A 15,645-nucleotide genomic window follows, 5' to 3' on the forward strand; every position below is an offset into this window, starting at 1 on the left:
GGGCCCATCCACCGGCACCCTAACCTCGCTCCGCTTCGGCCAGGGAACCCTGCCGGCGTGGGCCCATCCACCGGCACCCTAACCTCGCTCCGCTTCGGCCAGGGAACCCTGCCGGCGTGGGCCCATCCACCGGCGCCCTAACCTCGCTCCGCTTCGGCCAGGGAACCCTGCCGGCGGGGGCCCAGCGCCTGGGTCGCTACTTGCCGGTCGGCAGGTTTTGCAGGTCCTCCTGGCCCACGCATTTCCGGTCTGCCTTGATCTTCGCGGCCGGTGCGGCGAGCTCCGCCAGCACCGTGGCCGAGCTGATCTTGTTGGGGTCCATCAGAATTTCCGTGGCGGGTTCGCGCCCGAAAGTGGTCAGCGTCCACACCGGGTTGCCTTCCTTGATCACCCAGTCGACGCCGTTGACGCTGACGCAGCGGTCGGTGGTGGGGCCCGGGACATTGACGCCGCAGCGCAGGACCACGAGTGACGGGTCGCCCCACGCCGCCGTCGCCTGGCTGTTGGTCTTGCGCAGTTTCGCATCGCCAAGGCTGTCCGGCAGCGCCAGCATCATCGGCGCGCAGGCGGCGTTCGCCGCGTCCTTGGCAGGTGCGACGTCGACGACGGGGGAGCAGGCGCTGAGCACGATCCCGGCTGCGGCGGCGGTGGCTAGAAAGCGAAGCGGACGAAGGAAACCGTGCGGGCGGAGCTGCTGCATCCATCCAGCCTATCCCGGCGCTGGAGGTCCGTCCGAACCCGAACATCCACGAGTACGTGGCAGAATGGGCCCAGCTATATCTGTTCGCCGTTACAAGAGTTGGGGACGCATTAATGCCCGTTGAAACTGAAGACCAGGCTCCCTACGAGGAGGCCGAGCGGTCCCGGACGAAGACGAAAAAGAAGAAGACTGCCCGCAATGTGCTGTTGGGCGTCGTGGCGTTCTTTCTCGTCGTGGCCGTGGGTGCCGGGGTTTACGCCTTCAACCTGGCGAACAGCTTCAACTCCAAGTCGCAAAAGATCGAGCAGGCCTTTCCGGCGGAATCTGCGCGCCCGGCCGAAACTAAAACCGACGCCGTAAACCTGCTGCTGCTCGGCAGCGACAGCCGCGCCGCAACTCTCGGCGACGCGGAAGCCGGCGGTCCCTCGGACCAGCGCTCGGACACCATGATGTGGGTGCATATCCCCGCGGACCGGAAGAACATCTACATGATGTCCATCATGCGCGACACCTGGGTGCAGATTCCCGGACACGGGGAGGCCAAGATGAACGCTGCCATGGCACTGGGCGGCATTCCGTTGGTCGTCCAGACTCTGGAAGGCATGTTCGATACCCGACTCGACCACGTCGCCGTGGTCGATTTTGAAGGATTCAAGGCAATGACCGATGCTCTGGGCGGCGTCAACGTCAACGTACCAACGGCTTTCAATACCAAGCAGTTCTCGTTTGCCGCGGGAAAGCAGCAGCTCAGCGGTGAACAGGCTCTGGCGTTCGTTCGGGAGCGCAAAGCCTTCAGCGACGGCGATTACCAGCGCGTCAAGAACCAGCAGCTATTCCTGAAGGCACTAATGTCAAAGTTCCTCACGGCCGAGACGCTAACCAATCCGGTCAGGATCAGCAGCCTGGTGGATACCGTCTCGCCGTACGTCAGTGTCGACAAGTCTCTCGACGCGGCAGCGGTAGGCTCGCTGGCGGTGGGGTTGCGAAACGTCAGAACGTCCGACGTGCTCAGCTTCACTCTGCCGACTTCGGGCATCGGGACCTCTGCGGACGGCCAATCCATCGTGCTGCGGGACGACGCCGCCATCGCGAAGGTCGCCGGCGCCCTGCGCGGGGATACTCTCGGCAGTTTCGTCAAGTCAATCGGCTCGGGTTCCTAACAACGCGCCATCGTTCAGGTAATTGCCGGGAAACCGGTAGGATGCTCTCGGTGCCGACTCAGAAATGCGGCCCCGACGTAAAGTACGACGCTGAACTTACGACGTACCGAACAAGATTTTGCTTTGGGGGAACACTTGAACACTTCACGCTGTGGTGGTTACCGGACCACTCTGAAGACGGCGGCGCTCGGCGCGGCCGCCGCTCTCGCCCTCAGCCTGGGTGCAGCCCCCGCCCACGCGCAAGGTGATGGCACGCCTGCCCCTGATCCCATAGTGATCGTGGATCCTGCGCCTTCCGATCCCGCTCCGGCCGACCCCGCGCCGGCGCCGGATCCCGCCCCGGCTCCGGCCCCGGCGCCAGCTCCCGCGCCGTCGTCGCAGGCGCCCGCCCCGGCGGTGCCGGTACGTCCGCCCGCCGGCCCGGCACCGGCAGCGCCGATCGTCTTGCCACCGGTACCGGCGGTTCAAGTGCCCGTTCCGGAGGCTCCGGTTGTTCCCCCAGCCGAGCCCGCACCAGCCGTCGAGGAAGGCACGCCCACGCCGACGGCCACTCCCTCGGTTAAAGCTTCGGCCGCGCCGAAGTCCGCAACGCCGTCCAAGACTGCCGCTCCCGAGCCGGCCCAGGCCAAACAGGTAATCCAATCCTCCCCGGTGATCCAGGCAGCAGTGACCGCGGCAACCGGCAGCCCTTTCGGCGTGCAGCTGGTAACCGTTCTGGTCCTGCTGGCGGCGGGCTTTGCCTACTTCCGCGCCTTGGGCGCGAGGGGCCGCGTGACCTCCAAGGGAGGTCGCTAGCGTGGCCCGGCCGGTCAGCCCGAATCCGTCCGGAACTCGTGATGCAGCGGGGCGGCCCGTGCGGGTCAGTCTCCTGGTGCATTCCTATTGGCCGGAGAGCAGCCCGCCCCAGCGCCGCTGGACGGCCCTGCTGAAGGAATTTTGCGCCACCGGCTGGGATGTCGATGTGATCACGCCGGTTGCCCACGCCCCGGCTGGACGGCGCGACCTTCCTGCCAAGTTGGCAGGCCGTGCGTTCCGGCGCCAGAAGGGCCAGTTCTCCGAGCAGATCCGACGCGTACCCTACCTGCCGCATGGCAACTCGCAGTTGGCGCGTTTTGTCGACCACTGTTTCTCGGCCGCCATGTCGGTGCCGATCGGGCTCTTTGCGCCACGGCCCGACGTCGTGATTGCCACCGCGCCGAGCCTGCCGATCTTGGCCGCCGGGTACCTGCTGGCCCGCCTCCGGCGCGTTCCGCTGATCGTCGAAATGCGCGATGCATGGCCGGACCTTGCCCGTGACTCGCGCATGGTCAAGGGCCGCGTCAAGAGTGTGGTGGAGGTGGCCGTGGACTTCATCCAGCATCGTGCCGACCTGGTGGTGACCGTCACGGAAGGATTTGCAGAGACCCTGCGCGGACGCGGCATTGGGAACGTCGCCACGGTCAGCAATGGACTGCACGTCGACACAATTCCCGTCCTGGCCCCGCCAGAGCCGGAGCGCGAAGACTTTGAGGCTTTGTACCTTGGCAACCACGGCGCCAGCCAGCGGCTGGAGGTCATTATCCGTGCCAGTGCGCTGGTGGGGGAGTCAATGCACCTGCACCTGGTGGGTGACGGTACCCGGAAGCCGGCGCTGCAGAAGCTGGCGCGTGAGCTCAACGCCCCAGTCACCTTCCACCCGTCGCTGCATGGCCAGGCCGTCCTGGAGCGATACGCCTCGGCAGACACCTGCATCGTCTCGCTGCGGGACGATTGGAAGTCCTTCGAAACAACCGTGCCCTCGAAGACCTATGAGGTCCTGTCCTTGGGCCGCCATGTCACGGCAATCGTCATTGGTGAAGCCGCCCGCATCATCACGGATGCCCAGGCGGGCGACATTGTCGCCAGCGGGCCGGAAGCCGTGGCCGAGCTGTGGCGCGAGCTGGCGGCGGACCGCTCGCGGCTGGTACGGGACGAAACGAGCCGTCAGTGGGTCAAGGAGCACGCGGAGTATTCCCTGCTTGCAGAGCAGTACATGGGGCTGATCGCAGAGCTGCTGAACCGGGAGCCGGTCTCTTCCCGATGACCCAGCTCTACCGTAATTTTCGGCTGGCCGCGGGGGTGGCTGGCACCCACCTGACCGATGATCCGTTCTTGCTGCTCTTGCAGCTCAGCCGCCGACTTCCAGCCCGGCTGGTGGGGCCTCTCGTGGCGGCGGTGTCGCGTTTCGCCCCGGGGGACTCGGCTGCAATTCCCGTCCTGCTCGCCTCGCTGGTAAAAGGCAACAACGCCGAGGTTGAGCGACGGCTGCTGCTGGCCTCCGCCGCCACAGGGGAGCCTGCCCGGCGCCTCGCCGACGTGGCCCTCACCGCCCAGCTGCCTGCCCTGGCCGATGATTTCCTCGGCCGTGCGGAAGGCGCACCGGGTCTGGACGGTGCCCGCGCCCGCCGATTCTGGTACGACGGCGCAGCCACCGAAGCCGTCGCGGTCCTGGCGGGTAGCGGCCGCGCGCGCCGTGGCCAGCGGTCCCGGCTGGCAGCCGAGGTGAGCGTCCTTAACGGCGCGGCACCGGTGCTGGACCGAGTGGAATACACCGCCGTCCCGGGCCGCGTGCTGCATCTGCTCACCAACTCGCTGCCGCACACCTCAAGCGGCTATGCGCAGCGTTCCCACTCCATCCTCGCCGCTCAGCAGGCTGCCGGCTGGGACGTCCAGGCGGTGACCAGGTTGGGCTATCCCGTCCAAGTGGGCAAGATCTTCGCCAAGCCGCTCGATGAGGTGGAGGGCGTCCGCTACCGGCGGCTCCTTCCGGGAAAGCTGGCGGCAACGGTGGATGCACGGCTGCAGCAACAGGCCGCGGAACTGCTGGACGTCGTACTGGAGTTCCGGCCGTGCGTGTTGCACACCACCACGCACTACGTGAACGCCTTGGTGGTCCGGGCCGTGGCCCAGGCCGTGGGTATTCCGTGGGTGTATGAGGTGCGGGGGCAACTGGCCGACACTTGGGCTTCGACGCGTGGACCGGCCGCCAAGGAAAGCGAACGTTACCGCCTGTTCCAGGAGCGCGAGGCCGAGGTAATGCGGGACGCGGACCTGGTAGTGACGCTGGGGAGCGCCATGAAGGCCAACATTGCCGCCGCCGGCATTCCGGAAAGCAAAGTCCTGATCGCCCCGAACGCCGTGGGCGGTGATTTTCTTGAGGAACCGCTGGACGCCGCCTCCGCACGCCGTGAGCTTGGGCTCAACGAAGCGGGGCAGTACATCGGGACTGTGAGCAGTTTGGTAGCCTATGAGGGCCTCGATGACCTTATCGAGGCATTTGTCCTCCTCGCCCCGCGCCTGCCGGATTTGAAGCTGCTGATTGTGGGAGACGGCGTCTCCCGCCCCGCGCTTGAGTTTCAAGCCCGGCGGTCAGGCTACGGCGACCGCATTATCTTCACCGGGCGGGTCCCGCGCGAGCAAGCGGTGCGCTATCACCAGGCTTTGGACGTTTTTGTGGTGCCACGCAAGGATCTGGAAGTGACCCGGTCCGTGACGCCGCTCAAGCCGGTGGAAGCGCTGGCCTGTGGCCGTCCGGTGGTGGCGAGCAAGCTGCCGGCCCTGGCGGAAATCGTCGAGGATGGGGTGAACGGACGGTTGCCCAAAGCTGACGATCCGGCTGAATTGTCTGAGGTGCTGATGGAATTGCTGTCGAACCCTGAGCTTGTGGAGCAAATGGGCGCGGCGGGCCGGTCCCGGGTATTGCAGGAAAGAACATGGGCTGCCAACGTGGCGGCCTTGGCAGCAGAGCTGGGAAAGCTGGGAGTGACCATCTGATGAGCATCAAGGAACAGACCGAGGCTCCCACCGTCTCTGTACCCGTCAACCTCGCCCGGCTGAGCAAGGTGGGCCAGCGTCCGGACCTGCTGGACTACTTGGTGCAGCTTTGGGACCGGCGGAGCTTTATCTACTTCGATGCCCGGGCCCGGATTCAGAGCGGTCACGACAAGACCAACCTGGGCGTAGCGTGGATGGTCCTGACTCCGCTGTTGAACGGACTGAGTTTCTTCCTGATCTTCGGGTTGCTCTTGGGCACCAGCAAGGGCATCGACAACTTCATCGGGTACCTGCTCATTGGGACGTTTACGTTCCAGATGACCACCAGGTCCGTAATGGGCGGGGCAAAATCGCTCACCAGCAACACGTCTATGATTCGGGCCTTCCAGTTTCCCCGGGCCGCACTGCCGATTGCACTCAATGTGCGCGAGCTGCTGTCCAACATCCCCGTGACCATCGTCATGTTGCTCTTCATCATCTTCACGGCGCCCGCCGAGGTGATTTCGTGGCGGTGGCTGTTGATCGTCCCCGCTGTCCTGCTGCAATTCCTGTTCAACCTGGGGATCGGCATGCTTCTGGCTCCGTTGATCCTGAAGATTCCGGATCTCGGGATGCTGCTCTCGTTCGTGACGCGCCTCTGGATGTACGCCTCCGCAGTCTTCTTCTCGGAGGACCGCTTCGACAATCATCCACTGCTCCGCACCATTATGGATTTCAACCCGGTGTACCTGGTCATCAAGATCATCCGCGATTCGGTGCTGTACGACACGACGCCTTCCTGGCGCAGCTGGGCGGTGCTGTCCCTTTGGGCGCTTGCCTCGGTAGCCGCGGGGCTCATTGTTTTCTGGCGTGGAGAGGAACGTTATGGACGTGTCTGAGATTTCAGAAGCTTCCGGGGAACCGTTGGCGGATCCCACCGTGGTAGTGGACGACATTTCCGTCATCTACCGGACGAAGAACCAATCCGGAGGAAGGACAAATGCTCCGACATCCGGGCTGCAGGCATGGTGGGCCTCCCGCCGCGGAGATGCTCAGGTGCGGACCACGGCGCTGAACAAAGTGTCATTCGTGGCCCATCAAGGGGAGTCCATCGGCGTCATAGGGCGCAATGGCTCCGGCAAGAGCACCCTGATGAAGGTGCTGGCGGGCCTGATCATTCCGGACGAGGGCACGGTCTATGCCGCGAGTAATCCGGTTCTGCTTGGTGTCAACGCAGCGCTGATCAGTTCTATTTCGGGCGCGCAAAACATTCGCCTGGGCTGTTTGGCGATGGGAATGAGCCACGCTGAGGTCGACGCCAAGTTTGATGACATTGTGGAGATGTCCGGCTTGGAACACGAGATCTACCACCCGATGAAGTCCTATTCCTCGGGCATGGGCGCGCGACTGCGCTTTGCGATTGCCGCGGCCGTGGACCCAGAGATCCTCCTGGTGGACGAAGCACTCAACACGGGTGACGCCCAGTTCAAGGACCGCTCCAAAGCGCGGATGGAGCAGGTGACCCGCCAGGCCGGTACCGTGTTTGTAGTCAGCCACAGCCTCGGGACAATCACGGACATGTGCAACCGCGCCATCTGGATCGACAAGGGCGATTTCATCATGGACGGAACCCCGGACGACGTGGCCAAGGAATATAAGAACTTCATCTGGCGGATGAACGAGGGAAACGCCGATTACGGCCGGCAGATCCGTGCCGAACTGATGGCGAGCTTGCCGGAAATGCGCACCACGCTTTTGCCCAACGGCTGGAAGCGGTCCCGGTAAACCATGGGATTTCGAGACAAAACGGCCTACTGGCGGCGCGCCCTGTGGCATGCCCGCCACGGCGGGACGACCCAAGTCAAAAGCTACCTCCACCGCAGCGGGACCGAGCGAGACGAGGCCAGCCTGGCCGGCGTCCGCGGCGCGGAGGGCGCGTGGCGCGGGCTAGGACGTGGCCGTCGCCTTGTTTTTAGGGAGGCGTCCATCGGTGTGGGGTTGCCGCGCAACCCGCAGCTCCGCGTCGGCATCATCATGGATGATTTCTCCGCGGCGGCGTTCGCGGCAGAATGGACCGTCGTCGCTCTGCGGCCTGACAGCTGGCAGGCCCAGCTCCGTGGCGAGATGCTGGACTTCGTCGTTGTCGAGTCCGCTTGGGCCGGGAACGCCGGGATGTGGCGGGGCAAAATCACCGGCCCTGCGGGCCCCTCGGCCGCTTTCCGGGAACTGATCGCAGGCTGCCGGGCGGCCGGACTGCCGGCGGTCTTCTGGAACAAGGAGGATCCGCCGCACTACGAAGACTTCCTCCCCGCCGCCAGACTGTTCGAGCACGTCTTCACCACCGACGCGAATATGCTCCCGCGCTACCGGTCGGACCTGGGCCACAGCAAGGTATCTGTGCTGCCGTTCGCAGCGCAGCCGCGGATCCACAACCCCGCCAGACCCCGGCACGGTTGGCATGCCCGGGAGATCGCCTTCGCCGGGATGTATTTCGCGCACAAGTATGAGGACCGCCGGCGGCAGATGGACTACTTGCTGGGTGCCGCCGTGGACGCGACGGTGGGTAAGCGCCCGGGGTTCGAGATCTTTTCGCGGCAGCTGGGCGGGGAGCCGCAGTACCAGTTTCCCGGACTTCTCAAAAAGCATGTGGTGGGGTCGCTGTCCTATAAGCAGATGCTCACCGCCTACAAGGCGTACAAGGTGTTCCTTAACGTCAACTCGGTCACGGACTCGCCATCGATGTGCGCCCGAAGGATTTTTGAGATTACGGCGGCCGGTACGTGCGTAGTGTCAACGCCCAGCGCGGCCATCACGGAATTCTTCCCGGAGGGCGAGATCCCCACGGCAGACACCCGCGAGGCCGCCGCCCACCTGCTGAAAGCCCTCACCGCCAACCCGGACTATTCACAACGCCTCGTCCACAAGGCCCAGCGCAGGATCTGGGCCGAGCACACGTACAGCCACCGGGCGCAGGCCATCGCGGCGGCCGCACAGCCTGCGTTGGCCTCACCGGCAGCCCGGCCCCAGGTATCCGTCCTGGTATCGAGTTTCCGGCCGCAGCAGCTAGACCATGTCCTTGCCGGTGTTGCCGCACAGCAGGGCGTCGATGTTCAGCTGGTCTACCTCGCCCATGGTTTCCAGCTGGACGACGCCGCGTTCCGGCGACAGTGCCTGGCAGCCGGGCTTGCCGACGTCGTCGTACTCCAGGAACCGCAGCAGACGACGCTCGGTGAGTGCCTCAATGCCCTGGTGACGCGCGCGGACGGTCGGTTCGCCACCAAATGGGACGACGACGACGTCTACAGCCCGCTCTACCTGGGTGACCAGGTCCACGCTTTGATGTACTCCGAAGCCGAAGTGGTGGGCAAGCGGGCGCACTACATGCATCTTGCCGGTGCCGGGGCGACCATCCTGCGCAATCCGCAGTTGGAGCACCGGTACGTCGAAGCCGTCTCCGGTCCCACGATTTTCGCCGCCACGGACACGTTCCGAGGTTTTCCGTTCGAGCCGCTGCAACGCGGAGAAGATTCGCGCTTCCTTAGCGACGTGATCGAGGCGGGCGGCCGGATCTATTCGGCGGACCGGTTCAACTACTGCCAGATGCGCAGCGCTAACGTGTCGTCGCACACCTGGCCTATTACCGATGAAGAGCTCTTGGCTTCTTCAAAGATTCAGTTCTTCGGCTCGCCCGAAGACCACATTTCTGTTTAGGGGAGACATGGACGAGACGATTTTTGATGTTGCGGTCATCGGGCTCGGTTACATCGGCCTGCCCACGGCGGCCAGTTTTGCCGCCAAGGGCAAGCACGTGGCCGGCGTCGATGTGAAGCAGGCGACCGTTGACGCCGTCAACCGCGGCGAAGTGCCCTTCGTGGAGCCAGACATGGCTGTGGTGGTCTCCGGCGCGGTCAACCTGGGGTACTTGGTGGCCATGACCACGGTGCCGGCAGCCGACGCGTACATTATCGCCGTGCCCACCCCGCTGGCCGAGGGCAAGGGCGCTGACCTTTCCTACCTCCGCGGCGCCGTTGAGGCGCTGGCACCGAAGCTCCGAGGCGGCGAGCTGGTGGTCCTGGAATCGACGTCACCTCCGGGAACCACGGAGCGCCTGGGCGCCTACCTTAAGGAACTCCGCCCGGACCTGTCCCTCGACGCCGCCGGTGGCCACGGGCAGGTGCACGTGGTGCACTCCCCGGAACGCGTGCTGCCCGGACGCATCATGATTGAGATCGTCACGAATGACCGCGTCATTGGCGGCCTCACGCAGGAAGGCGCACAGCTGGCCAAGCGTCTCTACGAAGTCATCTGCCAGGGGAAAATCCTGCTGACGGATGCCACCACCGCCGAGATGACCAAGCTGGTGGAGAACACTTTCCGTGACGTGAACATCGCCTTCGCCAATGAACTGTCAATCATTTGCGACAAGCTGGGCATCGACGTGTGGAAGCTGATCGAAATGGCGAACCACCACCCGCGCGTCAACGTGCTGCGCCCCGGTCCCGGCGTCGGCGGGCACTGTATTGCCGTGGACCCGTGGTTCATTGTGGACGCCGTCCCGGAGCATGCAGGCTTGATCCGTACCGCCCGAGAGGTCAATGATTCCAAGCCGTACCACGTGGTCCGGCAGGCAGTAGAAGCCCTCGCTGACAAGCCCGGGGCCACCGTCGCGGTCCTGGGCCTGGCCTTCAAGGCCAATATCGACGACGTCCGCGAGTCCCCGTCGGTGACGATCGTGCAGGAACTTGTGCAGCAGCTGCCGGCGAGCACCATCCTGGTTGTCGACCCCAACGTCGAGGAACTGCCCGCGGTGCTGGCCGGATCCGGCCTTTCCCGGCTCCACGGCCAAGACGAAGCGATAGCCGCGGCAGACCTCGTCATGCTCCTTGTCGACCACGATGACTTCCTTACCGTTGACCCGGCGTCTCTCGAAGGCAAGCAGGTCATCGACACCAAGGGCATCTGGAACCAGCCCGACGTTGCGGAAGCGAGCCTCCAGCACCTTCCGGTGGGAGCCAGCGTCGGTGGATAGGGGGGTCCAGGGCGTTTCAGCGTCGATTGAAGAGCAACTCCGCGAGACTGGTTTTGCCCTCAAAGCACTGCAGACCCCGAGAAGCGAGACACCCCTTGTCAGGATCCTGGTCCGTGCCGCAAAGGCGTCGGACTTGGAGATTGCGGGGACCGTCGCATCGCTTTTTGGCTCCGCTAACCAGGATTTCGCCGTCGAAATCCTCGCGGAGGCCGGCACCCGGCCCCAGTTGGAGCAATGGCTCGCCACCGATCGGCGTTTTTCCTTCGTCGGCACCGAGGGAACCGATCTTGTCGAGGCCGGCTTCACCTTGGTGCTCAGCGCCGGAACAGCCTTGGGCCTGCATTCGCTCGAGGCAATGATCGAGAGCCTGCGGCAGTCGGAGGCGCTGGTCCTTCGTGCGCTGGTGGATGGTCAGCCCGGTGCGATCGAACTTTGGGAGACAGGCACCCTCCGGAGGCTGTCGGAGCAAGGCGACCCGGAGAAGTCTGCGCGCAAGGCCGGTGGCGAACGTTGGGTATCTGGCAACGCACTGGGCCTGCACGACTTCCGGCGGCCCAAACCCAAACTGCATTTGCGCAAGGGCGCTGCGGCAAGCCTGGACCTCAACATTGTGGTGAGGGACCTTTCGGACGGCGCCACCCGCCAAGACTACGAGGAGCGGATTCGGCAGCTTGAGGCAAGGCTGAGGAAGTCGGAGGTGGAGCGCCGCCGCCTGGAGCAGGGGTTTGCGCCAAACCGCGGCCTTTCACGGGCACGGGCGATCGCCCGCAAGGGTCCTGCCTACATCCTGGTCCGCCTCAAAGCCCGCACGGGCCGGGCCGGGAGCTGACCGCATGCAGATCAAGAGCGTAGCGGTAGGGTCCGCGGCGTACCCTATGGCGAAGCTGGCGTTTGACCTGGGTTGGGACTATGCCCGCACCGACTGGGAGCCCCGCGATCCCACAGCAGCTGCCGACTGGGAGCACGGCGTTCCGGCGGAGCAGTTGTGGTGGGACAGCTATGTTGTGCAGGCGGAATCGCTGGCCGAGGCCCGGGGCCTGCTGCCGTTATTCCGCAGTGAGGGACGGGCGCATCGTTTTGTGCTCGTCATCCGGGGACTCTTCCCGGCAGACGAACTGCCAGCGTGGACTCCGCGCAGCCTCCAGGCCAAGGCCGGCACCTCCGCACTGACCGTGCCGGGGCTCGGCCTCGCCGTTGTAGTCGAAGGGGGCAAATGGGTGAATGTCCATGCTGCCGCCGTCGCGGCACTGCGCTGCGCGTCGCCTGCCAACCGTCCGCCTGTGCTGGGGGGACTGCGCGTGGGCTTCACGGAGCCCGCTGACCTCGCCTGGCTGGCCGGGGACGCCTTGGGCAGTTTCATGACCGAGGCACTGCTGCAGCCCGAGCCGGATGACATCTATCCCGTAGACGTACTCGTGGGCGACAGCGGGCTCACGCAGCAGCTGGGCGGGCATATCCAGGTCTCCCCTGGGCGGGTAATCCCCCCGGTCTGGACTCCGACGGGGACGGTGCTGCCTCCCGTTGACACCGCGGTTGTTTCACCGATGGGTTTCCTGCCGTACCCGGAAAAGCCTGCCCGGCCGCTCGAGCCGTGCGAGCTCACCGGGGGAGTCCTGCACGAATCGGATCTCGCCGCCCTGCGCCCGCATGACTACGTTGAGGTGGACGGCGGACGCTTCGGCGGCCTCGACAGTGAGCTGGCCCGGCGTCTGAGCCAGCTGGCTGTCGCCGGAGTGCCTATCCTGGCGCGGAATTTGGCTGCCCAAGTCCGGACCCTGCTTGGCGATCAACTCCTGGAACACCTTGACGCTTTCGACGCCGTCGACCCGCCGGTACTGAGGGAATCAAAGTCGATCGGGCTTCGGCGCACAGCATGGGACCTTTACAGCCCGAAGGCCGTCTGGAACACCGTACTGGGCGAGCTGGGCAAGCCACTACTCCCCCTGCCCTCCGTGAGCGTGGTGCTGGCTACCCGCCGGCCCGAGAAGCTGGCGTCCGCCCTGGAACAGCTGGCACGCCAGAGCTGGAAATCCGTGGAGGTGGTGGTGGTGCTGCACGGATTCGACGCGGACCTGCCGGAGATCCGGCGCGCGGTCGAGACTTATCCCGGAGAACTGCAGCTGCGCTCCGTCCCAGCTGGCATGATTTTCGGCGAGGTACTGAACGTAGGGGTCGGCGCTGCCAGCGGCGATCTGATCTGCAAGATGGACGACGACGACTGGTACGGCCCGCACCACCTGCGCGACCTCGTCCACGCCAAGGACTACAGCGGCGCCATCCTGGTGGGTTCGCAGGTTGAGTTCGTGTATCTGGAAAGCCTGGATATCACCACCCGCAGGCCTCCGCTCGGCGAGCAGTACTCGGACCACGTGGCCGGCGGCACCATGATGCTGGGCCGGGACGAGCTTCGCCAGCTTGGCGGATGGAGGCCGGTGCACCGCGCCGTTGACCGATGCCTCCTCCAGGCTGTCCAGGCCGCTGGCGGACTCATCTACCGCTCGCACGGTCAGAACTACATGATGCACCGCCACTCCGGCGCGGATTCGCATGGCGGCCACACCTGGAACCCGGAGGACAGCACCTTCCTGCAGAGTGTTGCCGAGCAATGGGACGGCTTCCGGCCGCCGCCACAGCTCGGCGTGGAGAATGACACTGGGGGCGCCCGTGCCCAAGCGTTCCGCAGCCATTTTTCGGGTGTCTCTTACTAGTAGACACTTGCAAGTCAATGAACAACTCGATGCCACCCCGGGGGAATAACTTGAACGTTGGACAGCTCATTCGCAGAGCCAGGAAGCTCGCCCCGAAGAAGAAGGCTGCGGCGGCCGGGCTGGCTGTTCTGTTCTGCACAACTCTCGCGGGAGCCTACTTCCACTCCGTGGTCATCCTGGTCCCGGCCCTGTTACTGATGGCTGTAGCCCTGCTAGCCGGACTGGGGAAGATGGATACTGCGCTGCGGCAGGCTCGACGAGCGGCCAGAGTGCCAGCCCCCTTACCGAACCCTGTTCCGGGGGAGAAGGATGCCGAGGGTGTGGGACCTGCCCACTGGTGGGGTACGGGCGCAAACATCCCGCCCGCCAAACTGGTTCAACGCCTGACGAAATTCCGCTCCTTTGACGGCCGGGACGTGCTTGCCCGAAGTGTGACGTCAGGTCGCTGGGACTGGCAGCAGATGGAACATGTCCTCGAGCTATTCCGGATGGGAGGCCTGGCACAGGAATCGATCCTCAGCATCCTGGACTCGACCGCCAAGGGCAGGCTGCTCCTACTGGCGGACACCTGCTATCGGCAAAACCTCCGCAAGGACGACATTCTTAACGCCGGCACGATCTATCAGTATGTCTACGGCAAGCTGGGTCCGAAACACTTCCAAGGCAAACGCCGCGGTGAGTTTTTCCTTGATGCCCTGGCGCAGACGGGACGTGGCGATCAGACCCTGGAACTCGAGGGCCTCTACGACGCCGATACCAAGAACTCCAACGATCTCCATCTCTACAGGGCCAACGCAAAGAATCCTTTCCGCCACCCGTCCCGCACGGAAGACGGATGGATGGCAGAGATCAATGCCATGTACGAAGCCGCCGGTCTTGCACCGATTCGGCTCAAAGACGGCGTTGAGCCGGCTTTCCTCCGGCTGTCTACGGATCCCGTACCGGCGGTGACCGAAGGGCCGCTGGTAACGATCGTGATGCCGGTCTTCCGCCCAGACGCAGCTACCGATCTGGCGGTCGAGTCCGCGCTTGCTCAGAGCTACCGGAATATCGAAGTCATCATCGTCGACGACGGTTCCGGGGACGCTTTTACGGACCGGCTTGGGAAGTGGGAACTTGCGGACCCGCGGGTAAAAGTCGTGCGCAATACGCCGAACTCGGGTGCTTACACCTCCCGTAATATCGGATACTCCATGGCCACCGGCGAATTCATCACAATCTTCGACGGCGACGACTGGCAGCACCCTCAAAAGATCGAAACGCTGGTTGCGGCGGCCATCAGGCAGGAGGACCACCGCCTCGTGTCTGCACCATGGTCTCGTGTAGGCGAGGATCTAATGTTCCACTACCGCGGCTGGAGGGGAGCCTACGTAACTCCCGCCCACGTCTCAGCGATGTTTCCTGTCAGCGTCGTCAGGGAGCGCTTGGGCTACTGGGATACTGTTCGAAAAGCGGCAGACACCGAGTTTATTCTTAGGTACCAGCTCCTGGTGAACGACGCGGAGGTTCTTGAGGTCACCCAAGCACCGCTTACACTGTCGCTGGTGGGCTCCAGCAACCTGTCCATGGACGACTTCCGGATGGGCTACCGCTCGCCCGATCGCGTGGCCTACCGGGCCGCCTACGAACACTGGCACCGCCAGATCAGCCATGGCCGCCACAGCGGCTTCCTGGACTTTCCCTCCGGCCGGCGTGCTTTCCCTGCGCCCGCCAGGTTCCTGCCCGCCCAGCCGAAGCTCGTCGAAATCGACGAGCTTTTCGTCGGCGACTTTGGTGCCCCTCGGGAGAGCGCGCCGGCTATGTGGCGGCACATCGAGGAATCTCGATCGGCGGGACACCGGCTCGGGATGATGCATGTTCCCAGCATCCTGAACACCCTCTCGTTTGACGCATCTTTCAGCGAGGACATGTTGGACGAGTTCGCTGCGCAACGGCTGGAGCGAGTGGAACTGACGGACCATGTCCATTCCCGGGTCGTCAACGTCTACGACCCCACAAGCTTCCAGTTCACGCGCGAATTACGGGGCGGACATACAGCGGACACTATAATGGTTCGAGCTTCCGAGCCTCCCTTCAACCCGCACACTGGAGCACACGCATATGCCGTTACGACCGTCGCCCGCAACCTTGGCGCGATCTTTGGCGGAGCTGTTCAGTGGGCTTCGGAGGACTCGGACGTTGCCGCCGTCCTGGAACGGACCACTGGCAACCCGGCTGAAGTGGAGGTTCCGGACAGCGAGGTTCTGGAGTTCGTGGCGACCGTTGGCCAAGGCTAGG

12 protein-coding genes are annotated in these 15,645 nt (G+C 64.5%); 11 read left to right on the forward strand and 1 reads right to left on the reverse strand.

Annotation, left to right across the window (positions count from 1 at the left end; genetic code table 11):
• Positions 1-196: 196 nt before the first annotated feature.
• Positions 197-700, reverse strand: a complete 504-nt coding sequence (locus AC1DB8_RS04530) for a DUF3515 family protein (protein WP_476892305.1) — start codon at positions 698-700, stop codon at positions 197-199.
• A 113-nt stretch (positions 701-813) separates the two neighbouring features.
• On the opposite strand from AC1DB8_RS04530, the gene AC1DB8_RS04535 reads away from it, so the two are divergent.
• The 11 genes from AC1DB8_RS04535 (at position 814) to AC1DB8_RS04585 (ending at position 15,644) form a co-directional block, all read left to right on the forward strand.
• Entirely contained in the window at positions 814-1,860 is a 1,047-nt protein-coding gene (locus AC1DB8_RS04535; protein WP_476892306.1) for an LCP family protein, read from the forward strand.
• Positions 1,861-2,328: 468 nt separating this feature from the next.
• The gene (locus tag AC1DB8_RS04540) at positions 2,329-2,655 is read left to right on the forward strand and encodes a hypothetical protein (protein WP_476892307.1); all 327 of its coding nucleotides are present in this window, start codon (positions 2,329-2,331) and stop codon (positions 2,653-2,655) included.
• Between the two features lie 58 nt (positions 2,656-2,713).
• Positions 2,714-3,922 carry a glycosyltransferase family 4 protein gene (locus tag AC1DB8_RS04545; RefSeq protein ID WP_476892308.1) on the forward strand — a complete coding sequence of 403 codons (1,209 nt, stop codon included), beginning with the start codon at positions 2,714-2,716 and terminating at the stop codon, positions 3,920-3,922.
• Positions 3,919-5,652, forward strand: coding sequence for a glycosyltransferase family 4 protein (locus tag AC1DB8_RS04550; RefSeq protein WP_476892309.1), 1,734 nt, complete (start codon positions 3,919-3,921; stop codon positions 5,650-5,652). Before AC1DB8_RS04545 ends, AC1DB8_RS04550 begins: the two co-directional genes overlap by 4 nt.
• Positions 5,652-6,530 (forward strand): ABC transporter permease, encoded by an 879-nt coding sequence (locus AC1DB8_RS04555; protein ID WP_476892310.1) that lies wholly within the window; start codon positions 5,652-5,654, stop codon positions 6,528-6,530. Before AC1DB8_RS04550 ends, AC1DB8_RS04555 begins: the two co-directional genes overlap by 1 nt.
• Positions 6,523-7,416, forward strand: a complete 894-nt coding sequence (locus tag AC1DB8_RS04560) for an ABC transporter ATP-binding protein (RefSeq protein ID WP_476892311.1) — start codon at positions 6,523-6,525, stop codon at positions 7,414-7,416. Before AC1DB8_RS04555 ends, AC1DB8_RS04560 begins: the two co-directional genes overlap by 8 nt.
• A gap of 207 nt (positions 7,417-7,623) precedes the next feature.
• Complete coding sequence (locus AC1DB8_RS04565) at positions 7,624-9,342, forward strand: glycosyltransferase family protein (RefSeq protein WP_476892312.1); 1,719 nt, start codon at positions 7,624-7,626, stop codon at positions 9,340-9,342.
• A 7-nt stretch (positions 9,343-9,349) separates the two neighbouring features.
• Positions 9,350-10,660, forward strand: a complete 1,311-nt coding sequence (gene wecC, locus AC1DB8_RS04570; RefSeq protein WP_476892313.1) for a UDP-N-acetyl-D-mannosamine dehydrogenase — start codon at positions 9,350-9,352, stop codon at positions 10,658-10,660.
• Positions 10,661-10,793: 133 nt separating this feature from the next.
• Entirely contained in the window at positions 10,794-11,489 is a 696-nt protein-coding gene (locus AC1DB8_RS04575; protein WP_476892314.1) for a hypothetical protein, read from the forward strand.
• A gap of 4 nt (positions 11,490-11,493) precedes the next feature.
• Entirely contained in the window at positions 11,494-13,368 is a 1,875-nt protein-coding gene (locus tag AC1DB8_RS04580; RefSeq protein ID WP_476892315.1) for a glycosyltransferase family 2 protein, read from the forward strand.
• A 17-nt stretch (positions 13,369-13,385) separates the two neighbouring features.
• Complete coding sequence (locus AC1DB8_RS04585) at positions 13,386-15,644, forward strand: glycosyltransferase family 2 protein (protein WP_476892316.1); 2,259 nt, start codon at positions 13,386-13,388, stop codon at positions 15,642-15,644.
• The last annotated feature ends 1 nt before the right edge of the window (position 15,645 follow it).

It is taken from the genome of Arthrobacter sp. 10N410, from assembly GCF_056394945.1.

Excerpts from the sequence above, each read along its gene's own strand:
- AC1DB8_RS04530 (WP_476892305.1), bottom strand. The coding sequence starts at position 700 with ATGCAGCAGCTCCGCCCGCACGGTTTCCTTCGTCCGCTTCGCTTTCTA.
- AC1DB8_RS04535 (WP_476892306.1), top strand. The coding sequence starts at position 814 with ATGCCCGTTGAAACTGAAGACCAGGCTCCCTACGAGGAGGCCGAGCGG.
- AC1DB8_RS04550 (WP_476892309.1), top strand. The coding sequence starts at position 3,919 with ATGACCCAGCTCTACCGTAATTTTCGGCTGGCCGCGGGGGTGGCTGGC.
- AC1DB8_RS04555 (WP_476892310.1), top strand. The coding sequence starts at position 5,652 with ATGAGCATCAAGGAACAGACCGAGGCTCCCACCGTCTCTGTACCCGTC.
- wecC (WP_476892313.1), top strand. The coding sequence starts at position 9,350 with ATGGACGAGACGATTTTTGATGTTGCGGTCATCGGGCTCGGTTACATC.
- AC1DB8_RS04580 (WP_476892315.1), top strand. The coding sequence starts at position 11,494 with ATGCAGATCAAGAGCGTAGCGGTAGGGTCCGCGGCGTACCCTATGGCG.
- AC1DB8_RS04585 (WP_476892316.1), top strand. The coding sequence starts at position 13,386 with ATGAACAACTCGATGCCACCCCGGGGGAATAACTTGAACGTTGGACAG.